The 23,853-nt window shown below is 61.4% G+C and carries 21 protein-coding genes; 5 read left to right on the top strand and 16 right to left on the bottom strand.

Annotated features, from left to right (window positions below; genetic code table 11):
* Positions 1–5: 5 nt before the first annotated feature.
* From hypB to DW003_RS07300, 6 genes are all read right to left on the bottom strand, one after another.
* Positions 6–689 carry a hydrogenase nickel incorporation protein HypB gene (gene hypB / locus DW003_RS07325; RefSeq protein WP_117583579.1) on the bottom strand — a complete coding sequence of 228 codons (684 nt, stop codon included), beginning with the start codon at positions 687–689 and terminating at the stop codon, positions 6–8.
* Between the two features lie 55 nt (positions 690–744).
* A complete protein-coding gene (gene hypA / locus DW003_RS07320; protein WP_117565013.1) occupies positions 745–1,101 on the bottom strand; it encodes a hydrogenase maturation nickel metallochaperone HypA in 357 nt (118 codons plus the stop codon).
* A gap of 6 nt (positions 1,102–1,107) precedes the next feature.
* Entirely contained in the window at positions 1,108–1,899 is a 792-nt protein-coding gene (gene tatC, locus DW003_RS07315; protein WP_055285525.1) for a twin-arginine translocase subunit TatC, read from the bottom strand.
* The gene (locus DW003_RS07310) at positions 1,899–2,471 is read right to left on the bottom strand and encodes a twin-arginine translocase TatA/TatE family subunit (RefSeq protein WP_158573197.1); all 573 of its coding nucleotides are present in this window, start codon (positions 2,469–2,471) and stop codon (positions 1,899–1,901) included. The genes tatC and DW003_RS07310 overlap by 1 nt, the downstream gene beginning before the upstream one ends.
* Positions 2,472–2,623: 152 nt before the next feature.
* Complete coding sequence (locus tag DW003_RS07305) at positions 2,624–2,938, bottom strand: STAS domain-containing protein (protein ID WP_035137695.1); 315 nt, start codon at positions 2,936–2,938, stop codon at positions 2,624–2,626.
* 66 nt (positions 2,939–3,004) lie between these two features.
* Complete coding sequence (locus DW003_RS07300; protein WP_118388323.1) at positions 3,005–4,309, bottom strand: aminotransferase class I/II-fold pyridoxal phosphate-dependent enzyme; 1,305 nt, start codon at positions 4,307–4,309, stop codon at positions 3,005–3,007.
* A gap of 149 nt (positions 4,310–4,458) precedes the next feature.
* On the opposite strand from DW003_RS07300, the gene DW003_RS07295 reads away from it, so the two are divergent.
* The gene (locus tag DW003_RS07295) at positions 4,459–4,713 is read left to right on the top strand and encodes a hypothetical protein (protein WP_117785965.1); all 255 of its coding nucleotides are present in this window, start codon (positions 4,459–4,461) and stop codon (positions 4,711–4,713) included.
* Between the two features lie 373 nt (positions 4,714–5,086).
* Here the strand turns inward: DW003_RS07295 and nhaA are convergent, their stop codons facing one another.
* The 3 genes from nhaA to DW003_RS07280 all read right to left on the bottom strand — a co-directional run bounded on the left by nhaA (position 5,087) and on the right by DW003_RS07280 (position 8,756).
* Positions 5,087–6,445, bottom strand: coding sequence for a Na+/H+ antiporter NhaA (gene nhaA / locus DW003_RS07290; protein WP_118388321.1), 1,359 nt, complete (start codon positions 6,443–6,445; stop codon positions 5,087–5,089).
* Between the two features lie 267 nt (positions 6,446–6,712).
* Positions 6,713–7,636 (bottom strand): manganese-dependent inorganic pyrophosphatase, encoded by a 924-nt coding sequence (locus tag DW003_RS07285; RefSeq protein ID WP_118388320.1) that lies wholly within the window; start codon positions 7,634–7,636, stop codon positions 6,713–6,715.
* 166 nt (positions 7,637–7,802) lie between these two features.
* Entirely contained in the window at positions 7,803–8,756 is a 954-nt protein-coding gene (locus DW003_RS07280; protein ID WP_233539868.1) for an ROK family protein, read from the bottom strand.
* Between the two features lie 339 nt (positions 8,757–9,095).
* Here DW003_RS07280 and DW003_RS07275 point away from each other — a divergent pair, with 339 nt between their 5' ends.
* Together DW003_RS07275 and DW003_RS07270 are read left to right on the top strand one after the other, a co-directional pair.
* Positions 9,096–9,815, top strand: coding sequence for a GntR family transcriptional regulator (locus tag DW003_RS07275; protein ID WP_117759762.1), 720 nt, complete (start codon positions 9,096–9,098; stop codon positions 9,813–9,815).
* Positions 9,816–9,890: 75 nt separating this feature from the next.
* Positions 9,891–10,823: a type I phosphomannose isomerase catalytic subunit gene (locus tag DW003_RS07270; RefSeq protein ID WP_370448113.1), complete on the top strand. Its 933-nt coding sequence runs from the start codon at positions 9,891–9,893 to the stop codon at positions 10,821–10,823.
* A gap of 158 nt (positions 10,824–10,981) precedes the next feature.
* On the opposite strand, the gene DW003_RS07265 is transcribed toward DW003_RS07270, so the two are convergent.
* On the bottom strand, positions 10,982–13,882 hold the full coding sequence (locus DW003_RS07265) for an ATP-dependent helicase (protein WP_118388316.1): 2,901 nt from the start codon (positions 13,880–13,882) through the stop codon (positions 10,982–10,984).
* Between the two features lie 332 nt (positions 13,883–14,214).
* Positions 14,215–15,189 carry an undecaprenyl-diphosphate phosphatase gene (locus DW003_RS07260; RefSeq protein ID WP_118388314.1) on the bottom strand — a complete coding sequence of 325 codons (975 nt, stop codon included), beginning with the start codon at positions 15,187–15,189 and terminating at the stop codon, positions 14,215–14,217.
* A 249-nt stretch (positions 15,190–15,438) separates the two neighbouring features.
* Between DW003_RS07260 and DW003_RS07255 the strand changes: the two genes are divergently transcribed.
* Positions 15,439–15,876: a universal stress protein gene (locus tag DW003_RS07255; protein WP_006235921.1), complete on the top strand. Its 438-nt coding sequence runs from the start codon at positions 15,439–15,441 to the stop codon at positions 15,874–15,876.
* 221 nt (positions 15,877–16,097) lie between these two features.
* Here DW003_RS07255 and DW003_RS07250 read toward each other — a convergent pair whose 3' ends face one another.
* The 4 genes from DW003_RS07250 to purH all read right to left on the bottom strand — a co-directional run bounded on the left by DW003_RS07250 (position 16,098) and on the right by purH (position 20,591).
* Positions 16,098–17,141: a sensor histidine kinase gene (locus DW003_RS07250; RefSeq protein WP_118388312.1), complete on the bottom strand. Its 1,044-nt coding sequence runs from the start codon at positions 17,139–17,141 to the stop codon at positions 16,098–16,100.
* 9 nt (positions 17,142–17,150) lie between these two features.
* Positions 17,151–17,822: a response regulator transcription factor gene (locus DW003_RS07245; RefSeq protein ID WP_117564915.1), complete on the bottom strand. Its 672-nt coding sequence runs from the start codon at positions 17,820–17,822 to the stop codon at positions 17,151–17,153.
* A 179-nt stretch (positions 17,823–18,001) separates the two neighbouring features.
* Positions 18,002–18,733 (bottom strand): hypothetical protein, encoded by a 732-nt coding sequence (locus DW003_RS07240; RefSeq protein WP_118388310.1) that lies wholly within the window; start codon positions 18,731–18,733, stop codon positions 18,002–18,004.
* Positions 18,734–18,983: 250 nt separating this feature from the next.
* Positions 18,984–20,591, bottom strand: a complete 1,608-nt coding sequence (gene purH, locus DW003_RS07235) for a bifunctional phosphoribosylaminoimidazolecarboxamide formyltransferase/IMP cyclohydrolase (protein ID WP_117759750.1) — start codon at positions 20,589–20,591, stop codon at positions 18,984–18,986.
* A 277-nt stretch (positions 20,592–20,868) separates the two neighbouring features.
* Between purH and DW003_RS07230 the strand changes: the two genes are divergently transcribed.
* Entirely contained in the window at positions 20,869–21,510 is a 642-nt protein-coding gene (locus tag DW003_RS07230; RefSeq protein ID WP_117640393.1) for a GNAT family N-acetyltransferase, read from the top strand.
* Between the two features lie 189 nt (positions 21,511–21,699).
* Here DW003_RS07230 and DW003_RS09940 read toward each other — a convergent pair whose 3' ends face one another.
* Positions 21,700–23,646, bottom strand: a complete 1,947-nt coding sequence (locus DW003_RS09940; protein ID WP_158573196.1) for a DUF2207 domain-containing protein — start codon at positions 23,644–23,646, stop codon at positions 21,700–21,702.
* Between the last annotated feature and the right edge of the window lie 207 nt (positions 23,647–23,853).

The following is a 23,853-nucleotide window of genomic DNA, read 5'->3' as shown; positions in this document are numbered from 1 at the left end:
CCGACTTACGCCCTTGCTTGCTCAATCTGCCCGATGAGCCAATCGCACCAGGCATCCATGCCCTCGCCCTTGCGCGCGCTCACGGCAAACCGCGGCGCCTGCGGATTGAGGTCATCGAGTGTCTTAGTATACCTATCCATGTCAAAATCGAAAGCCGGAGCCACGTCGACCTTGTTGAGCAGCTGCGCGCCGGCGTGTTGGAAGATGCCCGGGTACTTGATGGGCTTGTCGTCGCCCTCGGGCACCGAGAGAATCATGATGGACAGGTTCTCGCCCAGGTCAAAGTCGACCGGGCAGACCAGGTTACCCACGTTTTCGATAAAGATGACGTCGATGTTCTCCAGACCCACAGCCTGGTCGAAGGCATCGACAGCCTCCATGATCATGTTGCCCTCGAGGTGGCACAGACCGCCCGTGTTGATCTGGATGGCGGGCATGCCGGCTTCCTTCATGGTGATGGCGTCGACATCCGAGGCGATATCGCCCTCGATGACGGCACAGCGTAGGCCGGCCTTGTCACGCAGGCGCTCGTTGGTGCCCAGAATCGTGGTGGTCTTACCCGAGCCGGGGCTCGACAGCACATTGATCACGTAGGTGCCTGCCTCATTAAATCGCTGACGCAGCTGATCTGCCAGGCGCTCGTTGCGCGACAGGATCGGCGACGCGATATCAATCGTTTTCTCGGCCATACTTAGCGCTCCTTACTTTGGCCCCTTTATACCCCATCATTAGATGGCTAGCGGGCTAATCGTCGGGGGTTTCGATTTCGATACTTGCGATATCGAGCTCGCGGCCGTGCAGCAGGCGCACGTTGGCGCCGCCACACTGGGGGCAGCGACAATGGAAACGGTCGTGCTCAAAGACCTCGCCGCAGTCCAGGCACTCGCTTTGTGGATGGACCTCCTCCACGGCAAGCTCGCAGCCGCGCGTGAGCGGGTCCTCATCGCGAAACGTCTCCCACGCAAAGTCGAGTGCCTCGCGCACGACCTCGGTCATATCCCCGATACGAAGCGTTACCAAAACGGCGCGCGAGGCCCCCGCCCCACGCGCCGCGCGAATCACTGTATCGAGTATGCCGTTGACAATGCCAACCTCGTGCATACCGATTTACTCCTCGTCGTCCTCGTCGTCCGAGAACAGGTCCAGACGGCTCACGAACAGGCCCTCCTTGCCCTCGCGCGCGGTAATGACCACGCGAGCGATGGCGAGCGAAATCTCGTAGAGCGAGAGCAGGGCGCCATACATGAGACCCAGCGTAACGGGCGAGCCGTCGGGCGTAATCACAGCCGAACCCACGAGCAGGCCTACGTACACGTAGCGCCAGGCGCTGCGGAAGGCCGCATAGGACACGATGTGGAAAACGGACAGGTAGAAGATGATGAGCGGCAGCTCAAACGCCACACCAAAGCCGATCATAAAGAGCAGCTCCATGTTGACGTAGTTCTCCAGATCGGGCAACGCCGTAGCGACAGCCGAGGTCTCGCCGATGAGCCACTCAAAGCCCGCCGGGATGATGATGAAGTAGCAGAAGATGGCACCCAGGAAGAACAGCACCGTCGAGGCGAGCACCGTGGGCACAACCCACTTGCGCTCGTTGGGGCGCAGTGCCGGCAGGAAAAATGCCAGAATCTGCCAGATGATCATGGGCGTGCACATGACCACGGCCATCTTGATGGCAAGCGAGAAGCGCAGGCCAAAGCCGCCGAGCGTGGTGGTGATGTAAAACTTACCGTCCGGCACAAAGGAGCGGATGGGGTCCTCAAGAATATCGAGCACCACGGGCGTGGCAAAGTACAGCACGATGGCGGCGGCAAACACCGAAACGACCACGATGGTCAGGCGGCGACGGAGCTCTCCCAGATGATCGAAGAGCGGCATGCGCGCAGGTCCGATCGGCATTACTCATCGCCTCCCTTCGGGGCGTCGGCGGCAGCAGCCTCGGCATCGTCCTCGACCTCGAGCTCGCGAGCGAGCTGGTCGACGACGGCCTTGCGCTTGCGGGGACGACGGGCGTAGAGGTCAGCCGTCGTGGGCTCTGCCGGCTCGGGCTCGGGCTCTGCAGCAGGCTCGGGCTCGACGGCAGCAGCAGGCTCTGTACCCTCGGCCTCATCAACAGCGCCTTCGCCCTCAGCAGCACCCTCGCTTGCGGCCTTCTCGGCAGCAAGACGGGCGCGACGCTCGGCAAAGGTCTCCTTCTTGGCGGGCGCTGCCGTCTCGGCGACATCCTCGTCCGCATCGGAATCGTCGTCGGTCGCAGCAGTCTTCTTGGGCTTGACCGGGGCCGACGCGACCTCGCTCACCGGATCGATAATCTCGGACTGAACAACGGCCGTCATCTTTTCCTGCGTCTCGCGGAACTGACGGATGGCACGGCCGATCGTACGGCCCATCTGCGGGAGCTTATCCGGGCCAAACAGCAAAAAGCCGAAGACCACGATGATTGCCAGCTCACCTTCTCCAATACCAAACACACATACCTCCAAGGCTCGATGTGATTCGAGCCCGCACCGCGCCATTCGGCCGGAACTCGTCTATTCATTCGGTCAAGTATAGCGCCCGGACGCCAAAACGTCCGAGCGCATCACAAACATATGCCAAACGGCACGCCCTTTTGGGGCAAAGATTATGCAGCGGTGATCGAAATCTCCTGGTCGACACCCAACAGCTGAACCACGCGCATCACCGGGGGCTGCACATTGGTGCAGCTAAAGCGCTTGCCGTGGTCAACCGCGTGGTGCGCGGCGCCCACGAGCACGCCAATGCCCGTCGAATCAATGTAGCTCACCTGGGCAAAATCGAGCTCAACGGCCTCGGTGGGCTGCTCGAGTGCCAGGTCGATGGCATTGCGCAGGCTATCGGCGTTAGAGATATCGATCTCACCGGTCACCTTAATGGTGTAGAGCTCTGGCGTGGGGTTTGTGGAAATACCCAAATCCATGTATACGCTCCTTTACGTATCGAAAGTGCGGATAGTACTAGGCGCGGACTTGCGGGGCCCTACGCGTTAGGCGCGCTCGGCACGCGCAAGCTCGGCAGCGACAAGCTTAACGGCCAGCACCAGCACATCGAGCGCGGCCTCCAGGTCCTCGACCGTGGGATAGCTCGGCGCGATGCGGATGTTGGTGTCGCGCGGGTCCTTGCCATAAGGCCAGGTGGCACCGGCCGGCGTGAGCTTGACGCCCAAGTCGGCGCAGAGCGCGGCGACCTTTTGGGCCGAGCCCTCGGGACCATCGAAGCTCACAAAGTAGCCGCCGCGTGGATGCGTCCAGGTGGCGCAACCCGTGTCGCCCAGGCCCTCGGTGAGCTTGCGCTCAACGGCCTCAAAGCGCGGGCGCAGGAACTCGGCATGCTTTTTCATGTGCTTCTTGACCGCCTCGATGGTGGGAAGGAAGCGCACGTGACGCAGCTGGTTGAGCTTGTCGGCGCTAATAAGACCAGCCTTCAGGCGCTTGGAGAACTCGGCGATGACCGCGGGGCTCGCACCGATAAAGCCGATGCCGGCACCCGGGAAGGTGATCTTGGACGTCGAGGCAAAGGCCACCACGCGGTCCTCGGTGCCCGCCGCGCGGGCAAGATCGAAGATGTTGGCGAGCTCGTCGGTCTCGTCGTACAGGTCGTGCACGCAGTAGGCGTTGTCCCAGAAGATGCGGAAATCGGGCGCGGCCGTGGGCATCTCGACCAGGCGGCGCACGGTGTCCTCGCTAAAGGTGATGCCCGTGGGGTTGGAATACTTGGGCACGCACCAGATGCCCTTGATGGAGTCGTCGGTGGCAACCAGGCGCTCAACCTCGGCCATGTCGGGGCCGTTGTCGGTCATCGCGACGGGGACGTTCTCGATGCCCAAGTCGGCGGTGATGCCAAAGTGGCGATCGTAGCCGGGAACGGGGCACAGGAACTTGACCTTCTTGCCGTTGTGCGCGGCCTCGTAGGCGTCCCAGGGCTCGCTGCCGCACGAGCCACAGCGCCAGAACATGCCGGCGATGTCATGCTCGATCAAAAGGCTCGACGAACCCAGCACGAGCGTCTGCTCGGCGGGGCAGCCCAGGAACTCCCCTGCCAACTTGCGTGCCGAAGGAATACCCTCGAAGCAGCCGTAGTTGGAGCAGTCGACGCTGCCGTCGTGCAGATCGGCATCGGCGTTGAGGATATCGAGCATGGGGCGCGAGATGTCCACCTGGGAGGGCGACGGCTTGCCGCGGGCCATATCGAGCGCCAGACCCTTGGCCTTGACCTCGGCGACCTCGGCCTTGAGCGCCTCGATGGCGGCATCGAGTTCGGTGGTTTCCATCTTCTGGTAGATCGTCTGCATGGGTGCGACCTTTCGCGAAGCGGGACGTTGCAGTTCGTCTAAGTATAGACCGCCACCGCCGCAACGTTATGAAGCCGTGATAGATTAAGTCCATCGCAATAAATTACGAATCGCCGCGCATGCCGGCGTGGGGCGCCCAAGGAGGCACTATGGAGTACGGATTGTTCCAGGCCGAGGAATTCGGTGACCTGCAGCGCCTGGTCGACGGACTGTTTTACGACCGCCACGCCATCGACCGGCTTGACCTAATCGTGCAGGCCGAAATCGTCGACTTGGCACCCGACCTCATGGAAATCGTGAACCTTTTGCCGCCCGGCTGCTACGATCGCCGGTCGCTGTGCGACCAGCTCAACTCCGCCTTGGCTGCCCACGGCTGGGGCGCCGTCTACGGAACGGTGGAATAAGCCTCGAGGCCGGCGATTTGGCCCGCTTCCCGACCTTGGCGAGGCTTGTTTTAGGGCTTGTGGCCAAAAAAGGGCAAATATGAGTACTGTTACCTTTTTAGTAGCAGCGATTCTTGGTCGAAATCGGCAAAACTCGACTTGAAACTTCCTAATCACCGTCAGCTAGCGCCAAATTGGAAGTCGATGGTCACTCATTAACTTACAGTTCTTATAACTTTGTTCATTATTTTCCGCACCTAAAATGATACGCCGTTTGTGACAGTACTCACAAACGGCGTTTTTTGACCACTGGCGTGTCTGGCAGGCGGCAAGCACCGCCCGAATCCGCATTTTGAACGCGCCCGAATCGGTTCTGGAGCCGGTTTTCGCGCTCTTACTCGTCCTTGGTCGCGGGGTGCTTGCAGATCACACTCATGTAGATCATGCCAAGCACGGCTGCGGTGACCGAACCGGCGAGAATAGCGGCCTTGGCTGCAAGAACCTCAAACTGGGCCGTCGGGAAGGCAAGGCCGCTGATGAGAATCGACATGGTAAAGCCGATACCGCCCAGAATGCCCACGCCGGCAATCATGTGCCAGTTGACATTGTGCGGCAGCTCGCAGGCCTTAAGCTTAACCAGGGCAAACGTCATACCAAAGATGCCGATCGGCTTGCCCAGCAGCATGCCAAAGTACACGCCGAGCGTCACCGGATCGGTGAGCAGCGTGCTCATGTCCACGCCCACTAAGCGAACCTGAGCGTTTACGAACGCAAAGATCGGCAGGATCACAAAGTTGACCGGCGTGGAGATCAGACGCTCCATGCGGATAAGCGGCGGGGTCACGCGGTGCATGACGCGCTCGACCTTGGTTGTCGAGACGGTAAAGTCATGCTGGCCCAGGATGTGTGCCTCATCATCGTAGCGGTCATCGAGCAGCGGCAGGCACTCGCCCAGCCAATCGGTGAGGCTATCGAGCTTGACGCCACACTTGGCCGGGATGGTAAAGGCCAAGATGACGCCAGCAAGCGTAGCGTGCACGCCGCTCTTGAACATGCAGAACCACAGCAGCAGCCCCAGTACCGAATACGGGACAAGGCGGTAATGCTGCGTCTTGTTGAGCCACACGAGCGCGCAGGTCACAAGCGCGGCGGCGCCCAACCAAAACGGATTGGGGCTCTGACCGTAGAAAATGGCGATGGCGGCGATGGAGATCAGGTCGTCGGCGATGGCGAGCGTCGAGAAGAACACGCGCACGCCGTTGGGCACGCGATTGCCCAAAAGCGACAGCACGCCCAGCGCAAAGGCAATATCGGTTGCCATGGGGATGGCCCAACCGTTACGGGCACCGGCATGGTTAAAGATCAGGTAGATGCAGGCGGGAACGACGACACCGCCCACGGCCGCCAGCATGGGAAGCATGGCCTGACGCGGATTCTTGAGCTCGCCGACCGTCATCTCGTACTTAAGCTCAATGCCCACCAACAAAAAGAAAATCGCCATGAGGAAGTCGTTGACGAAAAGCTCAACGGTGAGACCAGCCGTAAGGTTGCCCAGACCCATATACAGCGGGGTCTCCAAAAAGTGATGGATGGCCTCGTAGGCATCGGTATTGGCGCAGATGACGGCGGCGATAGCGGCGATCACCATGACGGCGGCAGAAATGGTGCCGTTCTCGGCAATGCGCTCCCAAATGTCGTGACGTTCAAAGCGCTTGCGCTCACGAACGTTGAACAGCTGCTCAGTTGCTGCCATGGGCGGCTCCTTTCACGGGAAAGTTCCCGTCTTAAAAAAGCACGGCCCGCCCAAGTGGCGGCGCCGCGCTCTATCGTATTACGCTTGCATCTAGCCTACCCTGCACGACAAGCACGCAGGCGTGGCCGAAAAGCGGAACCACAGGTTGAACATTATTTGCTCAACGGCACGGGCGCGCCTGCCCAAGAGACGACGCAGCGCCGTGCACAAAAAACGACCGGAGCGCGGGGCGTCCGCGATCCGGTCGTGGCGTTCGGTCAACTAAACCTAGCAGGCGGCCATGATGGGGGCAGCGACCTGCTTCTTACGGGAGAGGACGCCCGGCATCCAGACGCCGTCGTGCTCATCGGCAATGCCCAGGCCCTTCTGAGCGGCCTCGGTCTCGCCCTCGAGCAGGACCTGCGAGCCCTCCTCCATGATGTCGGTGATGCACAGGACAATACCGTCGGCACCCTTCTCGGCGGCGTAGGCGCGCATGGCCTCGCGGATCTCGTCGATCATGCCGAGTGCGCGGCTCTTGTCGACGGTCTCGTACTGGCCGATGAGCAGCTTCTTGCCAGCGGGCTCGAACATCTTGATGTCGTTGCCGACCATCTCGGCTGCGGTGAAGGAGCCGGACGGACGGGTGAGGAAGACCTCCATGCCAAACTTGACCGGGTCGACGCCCACCTGCTCGCCGAGCTTGGCGGCAACGGCGCGGTCGACATCGGTGGTGGTGGGGCTCTTGAGCATGAGCGTGTCGGTCATCATGGCCGAGAGCAGCAGCTTGGCCTGGACGTCGGAAAGCTCAACGCCGAGCACGCCGGCGAGCTTGGTGACGATGGTGCAGCTGGAGCCCCAGGGCAGGCAGATGTAGCGCAGCGGGCCGGCGGTCTCGAAGTCGCCGATGCGGTGATGATCGACAACGCCAAAGACCGTGGCGTCCTTAAGGCCGGCGACGGACTGGGCAGACTCGTTGTGGTCGGTGAGGACGACGAGCTGACCGGCCTCGACGGACTCGATCACGCGGGGCTCGGCGATGCCGGCGTCGGCGAGCAGCTTGGCGGACTCGGCCGGAAGCTGACCAAGGGCGCAGGCCTCGTAGGTGTTGCCGGCATACTCAACCTGGTTGAGTAGCTGGGACAGGACGACGGCGCTCATAATGGCGTCGTTATCGGGGTTCTGGTGACCAAAGACAAGAACGTTTGCCATGGATATCCTCCACTTGATATGTGTACTTGGACGTAGCTATGGTAGCACGCCGATGCCGAGCCTTCGCAGACGGAAGGGCTACGGCATATTTTGGGGCAGGCATGGGGGCCAAGGCTGTCCCTTTTGCACCATGTTGGTGCAAAGTAACCTGGCCCCCTTGCACCAGCTATTTGCCGGCGGCGCGCAGGGCTACGTAAGCGGCACCGATGATGCCGGCGTCGTTGCCGAGCGAAGCGACCTTAATGGGCGTCTCGCGCGAGGCGGAGAGCGCGTACTGCTTAAAGTGCTCGCGGACCTTGTCGAGGTAGACATCGGCCGAAGCGGAAGCACCGCCGCCGATCAGGAACATCTCGGGATCGACCACGTTGGCAATAAGCGCCAGGGCGCGGCCGAGATAGTCGGCCATGGTATCGGCAGCTGCCAGCGCGAGCTTGTCACCCTCGCGGCAGGCCTGGAACACGTCCTTGGAATCAGAAGGCCCGGTGAGCTCGATGGGCTCGACGCCTGCCTTCTTGCACTCGGCAAGGTAGTTACTCACCACGCCGGTGGCGCTGGAATACTGCTCCAGATGGCCATGACCGCCACAGCCGCAGGTGCGCTCCTCTTCGGGGTTCAGGCACATGTGGCCAATCTCGCCGCCGGCACCCACAACGCCCGATACCACGTCGCCGTTAACGATAACGCCACCGCCCACGCCGGTACCGATGGTGACCATCACCACGTTCTGTACGCCCTTGGCAGAGCCGAGCCAGGCCTCGCCCATGGCAGCGGCGTTGGCATCGTTTTCGTACTTAACGACCGCGTCGGGGCAGTGCTCCTGGATGGCAATCCTCAGTTCAGGCAGGTTGATAGCAATGTTGGCCTTGACCTTGGCATCGCCCGAAGCCGGGATGGGGCACGGAACGGCCAGACCAATGCCCGCCACAAAGGCGCGCGGAATCTGAGCCTTGGCGACCACCTGATCGATAGCCTCGGTCACCGCGGCAAAGCCCGCGGCGTCAACGATAGGAGGCGTGGGCACGCTGGCCTTGGCAAGCAGGTTGCCGTCCTCGTCGAACAGGCCTTCCTTAACCGAAGTGCCGCCAACGTCGATGCCGATGTAGTACTGCTTAGGTTCCATGGGAGCCCACCTTTCTCGTTTAAACATTGCCTGTATGGTACCGCTCCCCAGGCAAAAACCTGTCAAAAAGGGACAGGTTTGTTTTGGCAGGTTTTATCTGGGAAAACGCAAGGCATGAGATTCGGTTCGCTGGGCGGCAAAACGGCCCAACCCCATCTTCGAGCCGATCAATTTGCTCAATACCACATTATTCGAATGCATATTCATTTAGAGCGCTCTAGTTAATATAGAAAAGCGTTTTTTGATTATATCTTTCTCGAACTTTTCAAAACGCAATAGGGATGCTTAGGCGTGGACTATACTTTCGTTTGTACTCAATCAAGCCGGAAAGGAGGTTCCATGATTCCCAAATACGAGGCAATAGCTGCAGATATCCGTCGAAGCATCGAGGACGGCGCTCTAAAGCCGGGCGACAAGCTGCCCACCGTCGTTGAGTTCTGCGAGCTCTATAGCGTTTCCAAAATCACCGTCAAACGAGCTATTGAGCAGATTACCGATGAAGGTCTTGTTACCAGCCGGCGCGGATCGGGCACCTACGTTAAGGACACGGCGGGGCTTCCCGGCCAGGCGTTTTTCCAGGGCAAGAACGATCGCTCCCAGGGCTTTTCGTATGAGCACCGCGGGGAGAAGGTGACCTCGGTGGTCTACGATTTCTCGATTGTCAATCCGCCAGCAGACGTCGCTGTCCAGCTGGGAATTGCCGAGGACGACTTTGCCTATCACATCGTGCGTGTGCGCCAGGTCGACGAGAAGCCCATCGTTATCGAGTACACCTACATGCCCCTCGAGCTGATTCCGGGCCTTAAAAAGAAAGACCTGTATGGATCGGTCTACAGCTTCATCCGCAAGCAATGCGGGCTGAAGATTTCGAGCTTCCACCGCACCATTCGCGCCGTAGCGGCAACCGAGGAAGAGGCTGAGCGCCTGGACACCAAACCCGGCTCTCCCCTGCTCGAGCTCAACCAGATTGGCTTTTTGGATAGCGGCACCGCCTTTGAGCATTCGATCTCGCGCAACGTTGGCGACCGCTTTGAGCTGCACAACGTAACGTTGGCATAGGTTTTTGTAGTCATGCGGGCGCTCGTTACGGCTCGTTTAGAGTGGGCGGCCGCGCAACACCATGGGGGTATGAACATGTCCGATTTGATTAAACTGACGCCGATCTTTCACGAGAAGATCTGGGGCGGCCGCCAGCTCGAAACCGTATTTGGTTATGACATTCCCGAGGGTCCCATCGGTGAGTGCTGGGCCATCTCGGCACACCCCAACGGCGACTGCCAGATCGCTGAGGGCCCGTATACAGGCCACACGCTTTCGTGGCTGTGGGCCGAGCACCGCGAGCTCTTTGGCAACTGCGAGGGCAAGGAGTTCCCGCTGCTCATTAAGATTCTGGACGCCAAGGACGACCTTTCGATCCAGATCCATCCCAACGACGAGTACGCCGCCGAGCACGAGAACGGCAGCCTGGGCAAAACCGAGTGCTGGTATGTGCTGGACTGCGAGCCCGGCGCCACAATCATCGTCGGCCAGCGCGCCAAGGACCGCGCCGAGGCTGCACAGATGATCGAAGACGGCCGCTGGGACGACATGCTCAACGTGCTGCCGATCCACAAGGGCGACTTTTTCCAGATTGATTCCGGTACCGTCCACGCCATCAAGACCGGCACGCTCATTTTGGAGACGCAGCAGTCGAGCGACGTGACGTATCGCCTGTACGACTACGACCGTCCCGGCACCGACGGCAAGCTGCGCCCGCTGCATATTGAGCAGAGCCTCGACTGCATCGACTTTGATGTTCAGGCACCGACCGACGGCACCGTGACCGCGCCCGAGGTCGACGGCGTGACCGAGCTCGAGTCTAACTCCTGCTACACCGTCGATCGCGTGCGCGTCAACGGCAGCAAGACCCTCGACCAGCACTGGCCCTTCATGTGTCTGTCGGTCATCGACGGCGAGGGCACCGTGTGCGGCGAGCCCGTTCACAAGGGCAGCCACCTGCTGGCCCCGAGCACCGTCAGCTCCATCGACCTCGAAGGCAAGATGGAACTGATCATCAGCCACCTGTAAGCTACCGGTCCCCGAGCGCTCGCCGGGACGGGGCGCGGGGTTTGGTCGCCTGCTCGGACAGTCCCGCTCGCACGGAGAGCACATTAAGTGCTCTCCGTGCGAGCAGGACTGCCCGAGCAGGCGATGTTGCCCCATACGCCCGCCCAGGTCCGCCGGGATTACGACAGCTTGACGATCGGTGCAAAACCCTTCATAAGCTTTTTGGTCTGGCCGGTCTTTTCGAATTGGACCTCGATCATGTCTCCAGCGACCGAGATCACGGTACCCGTGCCAAAGGTCTTATGGCTCACGGTATCGCCCGCGGCAAAGTCCTGCGACGCGCTGGCGCGATCGACCTTGCGCTCCACCGTCGGTGACACCTTAGACGACGGCTTTTTGGCTCGCGGCGCGCCCGAGCCAAAGGTCGAGGCAACACGGCCGGCGTCGGGCGAAACCCCACGATGGCGCTCGGTCCCGTAACTGCTGCCGCCAAAGAAGTCGTCAAAGCTCGATCCGCCGCGCGAACCGGAACCGCCGGTCGAGCGCGTATGCGAACCGAACACCTTGCCGCCATACATGTCCGAGCCCATGCCCGAGCCAAAGGTGCCGTGACGGTCGCCGCGCTTTTCCCAGCCCGTGCCCTCAAAACCGGCAGAACCGATGCCGCCAAACTCGATATCCTCAAACGGAATCTCGTTGAGGAAGCGCGAGCGCGGGTTGGCAGAGGTCGAGCCGTAGGTGCGACGCGTGGCCGCATAGGTCAAGAACAGGCGCTTACGGGCACGCGTGATGGCGACGTAGGCCAGGCGACGCTCCTCCTCGAGCTTGCCCGGATCATCGCTGCCGCCAAAGTCGTGCACGTGCGGGAAGATGCCCTCCTCCATGCCGGCCACGAACACCGCGGGGAACTCCAGGCCCTTGGCGGAGTGGATGGTCATCATGGTGATGGCATGCGTTTCGCCGGCCAGGGAATCCAAGTCGGAGCGCAGGGCCAGCCACTCCATGAGTGCCGGCAGCGCCTTGCAGGTAAGCGGACCGTAGGTGCGCTCGATCTCGTCGGCATGCACGGCGCCCGCCGGCAGCTCAGTCGGCGCGGCATAGGCGTTGCCCGCGATAGCGGCAGCCAGGGCATCCTGCGGCGAGAGCGCCGGGGCCGCCAGGCTGTCGAGCGGATTGGAACCCGCGGCATCACGCGCGCCAACGAGCGCCTCAAACGAGGATGCCGGGGCAGACGGCCCCGGTTCGGGCGCAGGCGCGCTCACCACGACGGGCTCGGACTCGGCTCCGGCCGGTACATCGGCAACGCCAGCCGCGCGCAGCTCTTCCAAGCTCTCGAGCGTACCCTCGATATCCTCGTGCGTCTCCTCAAATTCGGCCGCAACGCCCAGGAATTCCTGGATGTTCTCGGCGCGGCTCTCGGACTCCATGGTGCCCTCGGCGCGGAATGCCTGCAGCAGGCCCGTCTTGTCGACAATCATCTCGACGACGTCCTTGAGCTCGCCATCCATGCGACGGCCCTCGCGCACCAGCGACACAAAGCTCGACAGGCCATTGCGCACCTTGGCGCTAAACATACCGGTTTCGGCGCACGCGATCTCGCAGGCCTGGAAGAACGAGCAGCGGTTGTCGCGCGCCAGCTGCTCAATTTTTTGAATCGAGGTGGAACCGATGCCGCGGCGAGGTGTGTTGATGACGCGCTTGACGCTCATCTCGTCAGCCGGGTTCACGATCATCTTGAGGTAGGCCATGACGTCGCGGATCTCGGCACGGTCGAAGAACCGCGTGCCGCCCACGATCTTGTAGGGCACGCCCGCGCGCAGGAACATATCTTCGAGAATGCGCGACTGGGCGTTGGTACGATAGAACACGGCGATATCGTCGTAGCTCGTGCCCTTGGAGTGCAGCTTCTCGATCTCGCCGGCAATCCAGCGGCCCTCGTCGCGCTCGTCGCTCGCCTGGAAGGCCTGGATCTTCTCGCCATCGCCCTCGGCCGTAAACAGGCGCTTGTCCTTGCGCTGCGAGTTGTGGCGCACCACGGCATTAGCGGCGCTCAGGATGTGACCCGTGGAACGATAGTTCTGCTCCAGCTTGACGGTCTTGCAGTTTTTAAAGTCCTTCTCAAAGTCCAGGATGTTGGTGATGTCGGCGCCACGCCAGCTATAAATGGACTGGTCATCGTCGCCCACGACCATGAGGTTTTGGTACTTGGCGGCCAGCAGGTTGGCGATTTCGTACTGGACGTGGTTGGTGTCCTGATACTCGTCGACGCTAATGTAGCGGAAGCGTTCCTGGTACTTGTCGAGCACCTCGGGGCGGGTGCGCAGCAGCTCGAGCGTGCGCACGAGCAGGTCGTCGAAGTCCATCGCGTTGGCGGCGCGCAGGCGGCGCTCCAGCTCTAGGTAGACCTGCGCGGCCTTTTTGTCGTTGGGGCTATCGGCACTCTTGAGCATGTCCTCGGGGCCGATCATGGCGTTTTTGGCCGAGCTGATCTTGCTGCGGATCATGTTGATGGGGAACTGCTTTTGCTCAATGCCGAGCGCCTGCATAATGTCACGCACCATGCGCTTTGAGTCGTCATCATCGTAGATGGTGAACTGACCGGTGTAGCCCAGCAGGTCGGCGTCCTCGCGCAGCATGCGCACACACATGGCATGGAAGGTGCACACCCACATGCCGCGGGTACCGCTGGGAATGAGCGCCGCCAAACGCTCGCGCATCTCGGCCGCGGCCTTGTTGGTAAACGTAATGGCAAGAACCTGCCAAGGCTTAACGCCCAGGTCGCCGAGCATATGTGCGATGCGGAAGGTCAGGACGCGGGTCTTGCCCGAGCCGGCGCCGGCGAGCACCAGCAACGGGCCCTCGGTGGTCAGAACCGCCTCGCGCTGGGCGGGATTCAGGCTGTCGATGTCGACGAGCGGCTTGGCGGGTTTGGGTGCCGGCGCAGGAGCGCCGTAGATGTCGAGCGGGACGAGCTCGGGCTCCGGCGCTGCAGGGGCGGTGTATGCATCGAGCGGCACGGGTTCCGGCGCGGGCGGCACGGGTACCGTGGCGTTCTTTTCCCAGGGCAAGGGCTGGGTCATGGGCGACTCCTCATCTGACGGACGGCGCGCCTGCGGGCGGCGCCATAGTTTGAGCCGTACCAGTATACCGAGCCGCGCGGACACCGACGCAAATCACACCACGACTCCGTGCGCCACCGTCAGGCCCACCCCAGCGGATTAGGCGCAATGGGGTCAGGTTAGTCTGCACCAATCAATTGACAATCACGAAACCGCCGATGTCATGGCAGCAGCAGCGAGCGGTGGCCGGGGCGAACAAATTGGCATGAAAAGGGGCGGCATAGACCTTCTGGTCATGCCGCCCCCTTTGAATGACAAGTTGTCGCCCCGGCCGCCGCGCAGCGTCGACTAAGTTACAGGCCGAGCATCGGCTCCAGGACAAAGAAGTATGCGAGCACTACGATGCCCAGGATGATGCGGTAGACGCCGAAGCACTTGAAGTCGTGACGGCGGACGAAGCCCATAAGCCACTTGATGGCGATAAGCGACACCACAAAGGCGACGACGCAGCCCACGCCCAGGATGGCGATCTCGTTGGTGCCGAAGGTGCCGCCCTTAATAAAGTACTTGACCAGCTTGAGCGCACTCGCGCCAAACATAACGGGAATAGCCAGGAAGAACGTGAACTTAGACGCCACCGAGCGCGTGCAGCCCAGCAGCAGGCCGCCGATGATGGTGGAGCCGGAGCGCGATGTGCCCGGAATCAGCGAAAGCACCTGGAAGCAACCAATACCCAGCGCGGTCTTCCAGCTCAAATCCTCGAGCGTAGTGATGGATCCAAAGTCCAGGTTATCGTCATCGTCTGCAGCGGCAGTCGCAGCGGGCGCGGCAAAATGCGCACCAGCGGGTCGTCCGCCCGCCACCACGGCACGCGAACCAAACGAACCGGCAAGAGCGGCCTGGTCGCGCTTGTTCGCGCGCCAGTTCTCGATCACGATAAACAGCACGCCGTACACAATGAGCGCCAGCGCCACGACGGGAGCATTATAGAAATGCTCCTCCATCCAGTCGTTAAGCGGCAGACCGATCGCCGCGGCGGGAATGCAACCGAGCACAATCTTGCCCCACAGCACCCAGGTGTCGCGACGGCCCTCCTTGCCCTTGCTGGGAGAAAACGGGTTGAGATCGTAGAAGAACAGGACGCAGACGGCCAAAATGGCGCCAAGCTGAATCACGACCAGGAACATATTCCAGAACGTCTCGCTCATGTTCATCTTGACGAACTCGTCCACCAAGATCATGTGACCGGTCGACGAAACAGGCAGCCATTCGGTGATGCCCTCGACCAGGCCCATGAAGGCAGATTTTAGAAGCTCGATGATATCCAAAGGGACCCCCTCGTTAGACACCCGCCGATAGTTGTTCTGCGGACGGTTGCGGGCGATGTCCCATTATCAACCGTTGGAGGCGCGCCCGCGCCTACCCTTACCAAAAAACTCGCCCGTTCACAGAATTGCGAGCGGTCAAACCCAAATCCTTGGGTATAACTGCAACAAGATAAAGTGTCCGGCGGCCACGCATCCGCGTCCGCCCGATGCACGAGCCCCACGCCCGTGCGATAGACCAAGGAGGAAACCATGAACGAGGGCTACACCAAGGTATTTGTTTCACTCGACGGTACTGAGCAGCAGGATTTTGTGCTCGCACGCGCCATCAAGGTTGCCGCGAACAACGGCGCCAAGCTGATTATCGGCCACGTTATCGATTCCACGGCACTCGAGAGTGCTGGCTCCTATCCGGTCGATCTGGTCAACGGCCTAGAGGAGGCATTTAAGAACTCCATCGCCAAGCAGCTCGAAGAGGCCAAGGCCAATCCCGACATTCCCGAGGTCGAAGTCATGATTCGCGCCGGCCGTATTCGTGAGACGCTCAAAGACGAGATGCTCGACGTGGTCAAGCCCGACCTGGTGCTCTGCGGCGCCCGCGGCCTGTCCTCGATCAAGTATGCGCTGCTGGGTTCGATTTCGACGTTCCTGCTGCGCAATACGGACTGCGACATTTTGGTCGTGAAGTAGCGTTGCTCCCACCGGCCGCGGGGCCTGCGGGGTTTCCACGGGCACGTCCTCGCCGCGTTGCGGCTGCGGGATGTGCCCTTAGGAAACCCCTCCCGGCCCCGCGGCCTTCGCAGCCTTACTTCAGCGAGTTGGCTGATAAAAGATAGCGTGCCGCCCCGTTTGGGGTGGCACGTTTTGTTTGGGCTGCACGTTTTTGTTTGGGTGGGCGTCTGCCGCGTGCGTTACTCGAAATATTGAAACTTATTCGTTGAAAACGCGAATGTTACGACGAAGCCTTCGCCGGGATCGGATGCTGCGGTGACGTCGATGCCCATCTTGGAGCACAGACGCGCCACCAGGTAGAGGCCGATGCCCGTTGCGCGCTTGGTGGTGCGGCCGTTGTCGCCGGTAAAGCCCTTCTCGAACACGCGCGGCAGGTCGGCCGCGCTCACGCCACAGCCGTTGTCGGCAACGGTGAGCTCGATGCGTTCGCTCGCCAGGCCCTCGTCCAACAACGCGCCCGAAAACACGATCTTCGCGCCGTCCTCGCGCGCATATTTAATGCTGTTCTGAATGAGCTGGCCCAGGATAAATTCGAGCCATTTTTCGTCGGTAAAGACCTCGAAGTCAAGGTTCTCGCACACCGGAGCCACGTGCGCCGCAATGAGCTCGCGCGCGTTGGCCTTAATCGCACCCGTCACCAAGGTCTTAAGGTCCCAGCGGCGAATCAGGTAGTCGCGCTCCACGACTTCCGAGCGCGCGTAGTACAGCGCCTGGTCGATATAGCGTTCCACGCGAGCCAACTCGCGACCCAGGTCATCGACACGTGTTGGGTCATCTGCGCCGCCGTCGAGGTTTTCCAGAATCAGGTGAGCCGCCGCCAGGGGCAGCTTGGCCTCGTGGACCCAGCTCTCGATATAGTCGCGATAGTCTTCGGTCTGACGCCGGCCCTCGGCAACCTCGTCGCAGGCGGCTTTGCCCACCCGGCACAGGACCTCGTACTCGAGCTCGCCCTCGGCATAGGTTGGGCATTGCACCATCTCCTGCACCCATGCGGGACTCTCGAGCTCCTCTGCCGCGCGCTCCAACTGACGCAGAAAACGGCGACGGCGAGCGTACTCGATCACGATGCCGAGCATACCGAAGATAAAGGACACGCCAACCGCCACGACCACGATAGAAACGGGTGCGCCGGCGACCGTCAGCACAAAGCAGCTCAGCAGCACGCCGCACGTCCACACGGCGACGGGAAGCAGTGCATCTTTAAAGAACTTGCCAAACGACATAGCCGGCCCCTAGACCGAATAGCCTTGGCCGCGATGCGTCGTCAAATACCCCTTGATGCCGATTTTTTCGAGCGTGGTGCGCAGGCGGTTGATGTTGACGGTGAGCGTATTGTCGTCCACGAAGGCGTCGGAGTCCCACAGGTCCTGCATGATGGCCGAGCGCGAGACGATCTTGCCCGCGCGGCTCAGGAGCAGCGAGAGGATACGCAGCTCATTTTTGGTGAGCTCGGTGCTGTCGCCGGTCGCCGTGTTGGTGACCATAGAGCGGGCGAGGTCGAGCTCCAGCCCCTTGTGGACGAGCGTGCTGCGCTCGCCTGACGCCGCGGTGCGACGCAGCAGTGCGTTGATGCGCGCCACGAGCACGCGCGCGCTATAGGGCTTGGGAACAAAGTCGTCCGCGCCGAGCGTCATGGCCATGACCTCGTCGATCTCGGTCGTGCGCGAGGTGAGGACGATGATGGGGACCTCGGATTCGCGGCGAACCTCGTGGCAGATATGCTGGCCGTCCTTGACGGGAAGCGTGAGGTCGAGCAGCACCAGGTCGGGCGCGGCGGCGAGAATATCGCGCGAGACATGCTCGAACGATTCGCAGGCCTCGATTTCAAACCCGGCGCGGGCAAGGATGTCGACAAGCTCACGACGAATGGGCTCGTCGTCCTCAACGATATAGATTAGCGCCATGGATTCCGCTCCCCTCTTGATTGTCTTGCCACCATTATGGCTGCGAAACTGCAGGTGCGCGCCACGCACATCGCCAAGGTGACAGAACTGTTCGCGAGCGGGGGCGTTTTGTCCGCCTCGCACTCGCAGCGGTGGCGGGAACCAAAATGATTCTTTAATCCCCGTCCCAGAAAAATCACTTAGCGGCGGGCGCGAAGCTTTTCGTAGCCGTCGGCAAAGAAGGCGACCGTCGCGGCATCAGACTCGGCGGCGTCGGCGTCGGCGGCAGGCACCACGCCGTGCTCGTCGCTTACCAGGAACAAGGCGCCCTTGAGCTGTGCGGGAATGTCTACGCGCGTGACCGGGATGCCCTTGGTCTGGGCCAGCTGCTCTATGAGCGTCGCCGTGCCACACAGGCACTCGTCCGCCGGCGCCACAAAGGCCAGCTCGCCGTTGTTGACGGCAGCGAGCAGCTCGGGCGCCACGCCGGTTTCGTCGGCCTCGGAGCGGGCCTCGGCGGAGCGGGCACGCAGCGCCTTGGCCGAAGTATCGGCCAGCGGCGCGTACTCACCCACCGTCATGGCGGCATTGCCGTTAACGTCGATCACCAGCATGAGCACGCCGTCGTGCGCGGTGTAATCGCCCTCGGCAAGCGACCACTCAACGTGCTGCTTAGCCCAGCTGAGCATGTTATGGGTGAGCGCCTCGCCCTGCACCAGGCGCTCGGACAGTGCGCGAATGTGGCGGTTGAGCATGGGCACCTTTTTGTTGGACATGCGCCAACGGCAGACAAGCGCGGGCTTGTCGAGCGTAAACTTCTCGACCGCCTCCTGATTGGCGCAAAAGTCCTCGTACGCACGCTGATCCTCGGCATTGCCAAACAGCTCGGCATCATCAATCTGGGGCATGGTCATACCTTTCGTGTTAGTCATTCCGTCCTCTTATACCAAAAAGACGGCCCTCCAAACGGAGCGACCGTCTTTTGCAGAGATAATTTTAGAAGCGAGGCGGTCCAAGGGACGAGATAACATCCCATCCTCCCCAGTCAACCTAACAGGTCGGCGAGGGTTGCCCAGGTGCCGCAGATTGCCGTGAAAGAGGAGCGACGCGTACTTGGGTACGCGGGCGACGAATGAGCGGCAAGGTGCGGTGGTTGGGCAAGCCGCAGCGCCACCTCCCTACTTAATGGCGGAAGTGGCGCGCACCCGTGAAAACCATCGCAATATTGTGCTCGTTGCAGGCCTGGATGCTCTCGTCATCGCGCTTGGAGCCGCCGGGCTGGATGATGCAGGTCACGCCGTGTGCGGCAAGCACGTCGACGTTGTCGCGGAACGGGAAGAACGCGTCGCTTGCGCAGGCAAAGCCGCCCTTCTCCACGCCCTCGCGCTCGCAGAAGTCCTCGGCGCGCTCGCAGGCAAGCAGCGCAGAGTCAACGCGGTTGGGCTGACCGGGGCCCATGCCAATGCCGGCCTTGCCCTTGGAGACCAGGATGGCGTTGGACTTGACGCCCTTGCAGACCTTCCAGGCAAACTCGAGCTCGGCCATCTCAGCGTCGGTGGGCTTGCGATCGGTGGGGAACGTAAAGGTCGCGGGATCCTCGGTCACGTGGTCGACCTCCTGCACCAGCATGCCGCCGTCGATGGAGCGCAGCTCCACCTGGGCACCGTGGTCCACGCCGCCGGTAGCCAGCACGCGCAGGTTGGGGCGCTTGACCATGCGCTCGAGCGCCTCATCGGTGTAGCTCGGGGCGATGATGACCTCGACGAACTGCTTGTTCTCGTCGGCAAAATGCTCAACCAGCTCAAAGGGAACCTCGCGGTTGCAGGCGATGATGCCGCCGAAGGCGCTCTTGGGATCGCAGGCGAAAGCGCGGTCGTAGGCGGCCGTGATGTCCTCGGCAACGGCGGAGCCGCAGGGGTTCTGATGCTTGAGGATCACGCAGGCCGGCTCGTCGAACTCTCGGACCAGGTTCCAGGCGGCATCGGCGTCCAGATAGTTGTTGTAGCTGAGCGGCTTGCCCTGGATCTGCTCGGAGCCCACAAGCGGGAACTGAGAGCTCGCGGTGTTCTCGCAGCCCTCGGCAAAGCGATAGACCGTGGCCTTCTGCTGCGGGTTCTCGCCGTAGCGCAGGTCGTCGACCTTCTCCAGCGAGATCTCGAGCTTGGCAGAGGTGTCCGCCACGTCGCTTGCCTGGGCGGCGAGCCAACGGGAGATAGCCGTGTCGTAGGCGGCGGTAGTCTGGTAGACCTTCACCTGCAGGCGACGACGGGTGGAAAGCGTGGTGCAACCGCCGGTCTCGCGCATCTCGGCAAGGACGGCGTCGTAGTCGGCCGGGTCGGAGATGACGGTAACGCTCGCGGCGTTCTTGGCGGCAGAGCGCAGCATGGAGGGGCCACCGATGTCGATGTGCTCGATGGCATCCGCAAAGGTGACCTCGGGGTTGGCAACGGTCTTCTCGAACTCGTACAGGTTGACGACGACCAGGTCGATCAGCTTAATGCCGTGCTGAGCGGCTTCCTGCATGTGCTGCTCGGAATCGCGACGGGCAAGCAGCGCGCCGTGAACCTTGGGATGCAGCGTCTTGACGCGGCCGTCCATCATCTCGGGATAGCCCGTAAACTCCTCGATGGGGGTTACGGGAACGCCCGCGTCCTCGATGGCACGAGCCGTGCCGCCCGTAGAGATGATCTCGACGCCAAAGTCGTCAACCAGCGTCCGTGCGAAATCGACGACACCCGTCTTATCGGTAACCGAGATCAACGCGCGTGCGATCTTCACATCAGATCCCATGCAGTCCTCCTGTCTGGTACGCCGCCGTGCTCTGTGAGTCGGTGATACGTCGATCTGCAGCGCTCGCGCAGCGGCATTGAAAATACTGATTTAATGTAGCGCATCGAGCGCATCGATGCACCCCGCAACGCACGGCTGTGCAGAAAAAGTTTGCGAGCGGAGGGGATGGACACGGCATCGGGCACGGTGAGTTCATGGAACACAGGGGCACCATAATTAGATGCCAATAGCGTGGTAGAACTGTGCTCGATATGCATCCGCAAAAGAAAGAGGCACCATGGTCTCGCGGGTTCTCTACCGACCGTTTGATACCGAAGACTTCGACGCCATCGCGCTGATTCTGCAGCAGCTTTGGCATAACAATTCGGATAACGATGAGTACAACCGCCTCGAGGCCGCGTGCGACCTCGCCTATTGCCTTTCGTCATCGACGTTTTCGCAGGTTGCCGTAATCGACGGTCAGGCGCGTGGCATTTCGCTCGCGCGTGCGGGACAGAGCTCCGGCGCCACCGTTAAGGAACATTGGATGGATACCGAACGCGCGCTGCTATCGCAGATGCGTGAACTGGAGCCTGATGCCTGCGCCGAGTATCTCTCGTTTGTGCGTGCAACCATCCGAACCAACAACCGCCTGCTCGAGAGCAGCCCGTTGCCGCACGACAACGAAGTCACGCTGCTCGCCGTCGATCCCGATGTCCACGGCCTGGGCGTTGGCTCGGTTTTGCTCGATGCCGCGGTCTCGTACCTGTCCTCGCGCGGGGCGACAAGGGCGCACCTGTACACCGACTCCAACTGCTCGTGGAAGTTCTACGAGTTGCACGGCTTTAAGCGCACGGCCACGCACCGCGCCAACCGCGAAGAGCGCCGTCACGACATGCCGCGCGAAAGCTTCCTCTACGAACTCGATCTAACAGCCTAAACCTGGCAGCTAGGGACGTTCCTTTTGTGCCGGCACCCCGGGACACTCCTTGGCAGCAACCGCACCTAGTCGTTGGGAACGTTCTTAAATGACTAGTTGCTGGGGACAGTCTTCGTAGGTAGCGCGTAAAAAGGGGATGGGCTTTCCCCGACGGCTGTCGAGAAAAGCCCATCCCATAATTTACGACCGTTAGAACGTTCCGCCGCCGCCTCCGCCGACGCCGCCACCGCCGCCACCGGAAAAGCCGCCGCCGCTGCCGCCGCTCGAGCTATCGGAACTCGAAGCCAGCTCGCGGATGGTCTCGTGGTACACATCGTTGAACGAATCGAGCGGGGACTCGTTGCCGTAGTGATGGTAATACCACCAGTAGCAGGGGTAGTTGTCGTAGAAATCGTCGCTGTTGCGCAGATCCGCAGGCACGGCCTCGGCCAGCTGTCGCAGCACTTCTTTCGAAACGCCCAGGGCAACGCCCATCACCAGCAGTTTGTTCCACAAGATCAGGTCGCTGGGGATAGCCTCCTTCAGGCGCGTAAAGTCCTCGAGCCAATGCTTGAGCGCCTTGCAGCGAGCCGCCACCTCGGCGCCCTCCGGCGTGTAACGGCGGAAGGTGCAGCTCAGGACAAAGCCCACGATCGTGACGGGAATCGAGATCATAGCGGCGCCGACGTTGGCGTCCGCAAAGTCGGTATAGATCAGAGAGCCCAGAATGCCAAAGACAATGATGATGCCGAGAACCAAGCCGGCAACCAGGGCGATGGTGCCGTCCGAGGCGATAAACTCGCGCGTCTCCAGCTTGCCCTTAACCGTGCTCTGATAGTCCTCGAGCTTGTCGCCAACAGATGTGGTGCGCTCGCTGGCATACTCCTCCAGCTCGCTAAACGTGCGTGAACGGACGCCGTCTTTATCGGGCTTAACGCCGGCGAAGAAGACCTTGAGCACATCGCGATCGATGCCGTCCTTCTTGGCAGCCTTCCAGGCCTCGTCGGTCACTGTGATGCGATACGTCTGCTTCTCTTTTTCGCGACGGAGCAGACCCTTCTTCTTGGTCTCGGTCGCTTCTTCCAGCTTGATCACGCGGTCGTCGGTGAGCTTCATAAGCGTGGCGATATATGCCTGATCGGGCACGTCGTTCCAGCTCATGAGAGCTGCAAGCACCGCGGGATGGTCGGCCGAGGGCACATCGCGGAAGTACTCGTCCTGGAAGAGCGGCTTGGGCTTGGGCCTGCGCAGCTTAAGCATCACGATCACACCGGTATAGGCAACCGCCACGACAACACACACCACGGCAATCGCGCTGGCAACCGCACGCGCGTGCTCACGGCGGGCGTTAGCTTCGTCGGCCCATTCCTTCTCTTCGCTCAGGATCGTTGACATGCGCTCTTCGCCCGAGGCGGCAAGCTGCGGCACCCAGTCGCTGGGGAAGGCGATGCGTGCCTCGGCGAATTCGCCCTGATGCACGCAGGGAATGGTATAGGTGACCATGGGCTCGTCCTCATCGAGCGACACGTCGCCCGTCAGCGGACCGTGGCCCCATGCGCGGAAGTTATCGCCCTTGACGGCAGCCGTCCCGGCAGCGGCATTTGCGAAATACACTTCCATCTCGACGTCATCGGAATCCGCCGACCAGCCGTCACCCACAAATTTCCAGTAAAGCTCGGCGGTATCGGCCCAGTTCATAACCGCACCGGTCATGGAATAGCTCACGTAGTAGATTGCGCTGTCGCCGCTCTCGTGGGGGCTGAACACCTTAATCTTTACGCCGTCGTCGGACTGTTCCACCGTGTAAACGCCGTCGTCGCCTTTGTTTGCGCTGTCGACCTTGTTAAACGCAGTGTCGTCTTCCTCGACGCTTAGCACATTGACGACCACCGAGCCGCCTTGCTGGTTAGAGCCTGTATTGATATCCCAATACACGCCGTTGATGTCGTCGTCGAAATCGAACTGGCGTCCCTCGACAACGGTCAGCGAGCCATCGGCCTCAACCGTGGCGCCGATGTAGGTTTGGCTCATGGAGTAGCCGTCGGCGTGCGCGGCGGCAGGCAGCAGCAACAACGCAAGCGCGACGAGTGCGCAGACGGAAGCGAATCGCGCAAACAGGCGGCGCTGCCGACAGGGCTGGGCAACGGGGGCGTTCATAGGCACATCCTTTGTCTGTGGTACCAGTAGCGTCATTGTCCCACGTTTGCGGGCTCATGTGACGAACATCTAGGCCAGCGGAGTATCAAACGGGACGAAAGTCACGTCCACGGCCGGCACTTGGGGACGTTCCTTATCTGCCGGCAGTCTGGGACACTCCTTGCCATGGCCCGCGCCAGCAGCAGACACCACTTCACAGCTCCGTCA

This window comes from Collinsella sp. AF36-3AT (assembly GCF_003475205.1).
Taxonomy (GTDB): Bacteria; Actinomycetota; Coriobacteriia; order Coriobacteriales; family Coriobacteriaceae; genus Collinsella; species Collinsella aerofaciens_AF.
The sequence above is the reverse complement of the archived record's forward strand: the minus strand, read 5'-3'. Positions and strand labels throughout refer to the sequence as shown.

Bases quoted from the DNA above. Each gene is read 5' to 3' on its own strand.
- hypB (WP_117583579.1), bottom strand. From the start codon at position 689: ATGGCCGAGAAAACGATTGATATCGCGTCGCCGATCCTGTCGCGCAAC.
- hypA (WP_117565013.1), bottom strand. From the start codon at position 1,101: ATGCACGAGGTTGGCATTGTCAACGGCATACTCGATACAGTGATTCGC.
- tatC (WP_055285525.1), bottom strand. From the start codon at position 1,899: ATGCCGATCGGACCTGCGCGCATGCCGCTCTTCGATCATCTGGGAGAG.
- DW003_RS07305 (WP_035137695.1), bottom strand. From the start codon at position 2,938: ATGGATTTGGGTATTTCCACAAACCCCACGCCAGAGCTCTACACCATT.
- DW003_RS07300 (WP_118388323.1), bottom strand. From the start codon at position 4,309: ATGCAGACGATCTACCAGAAGATGGAAACCACCGAACTCGATGCCGCC.
- DW003_RS07295 (WP_117785965.1), top strand. From the start codon at position 4,459: ATGGAGTACGGATTGTTCCAGGCCGAGGAATTCGGTGACCTGCAGCGC.
- nhaA (WP_118388321.1), bottom strand. From the start codon at position 6,445: ATGGCAGCAACTGAGCAGCTGTTCAACGTTCGTGAGCGCAAGCGCTTT.
- DW003_RS07285 (WP_118388320.1), bottom strand. From the start codon at position 7,636: ATGGCAAACGTTCTTGTCTTTGGTCACCAGAACCCCGATAACGACGCC.
- DW003_RS07280 (WP_233539868.1), bottom strand. From the start codon at position 8,756: ATGGAACCTAAGCAGTACTACATCGGCATCGACGTTGGCGGCACTTCG.
- DW003_RS07275 (WP_117759762.1), top strand. From the start codon at position 9,096: ATGATTCCCAAATACGAGGCAATAGCTGCAGATATCCGTCGAAGCATC.
- DW003_RS07270 (WP_370448113.1), top strand. From the start codon at position 9,891: ATGTCCGATTTGATTAAACTGACGCCGATCTTTCACGAGAAGATCTGG.
- DW003_RS07265 (WP_118388316.1), bottom strand. From the start codon at position 13,882: ATGACCCAGCCCTTGCCCTGGGAAAAGAACGCCACGGTACCCGTGCCG.
- DW003_RS07255 (WP_006235921.1), top strand. From the start codon at position 15,439: ATGAACGAGGGCTACACCAAGGTATTTGTTTCACTCGACGGTACTGAG.
- DW003_RS07250 (WP_118388312.1), bottom strand. From the start codon at position 17,141: ATGTCGTTTGGCAAGTTCTTTAAAGATGCACTGCTTCCCGTCGCCGTG.
- DW003_RS07245 (WP_117564915.1), bottom strand. From the start codon at position 17,822: ATGGCGCTAATCTATATCGTTGAGGACGACGAGCCCATTCGTCGTGAG.
- DW003_RS07240 (WP_118388310.1), bottom strand. From the start codon at position 18,733: ATGACTAACACGAAAGGTATGACCATGCCCCAGATTGATGATGCCGAG.
- purH (WP_117759750.1), bottom strand. From the start codon at position 20,591: ATGGGATCTGATGTGAAGATCGCACGCGCGTTGATCTCGGTTACCGAT.
- DW003_RS07230 (WP_117640393.1), top strand. From the start codon at position 20,869: ATGGTCTCGCGGGTTCTCTACCGACCGTTTGATACCGAAGACTTCGAC.
- DW003_RS09940 (WP_158573196.1), bottom strand. From the start codon at position 23,646: ATGAACGCCCCCGTTGCCCAGCCCTGTCGGCAGCGCCGCCTGTTTGCG.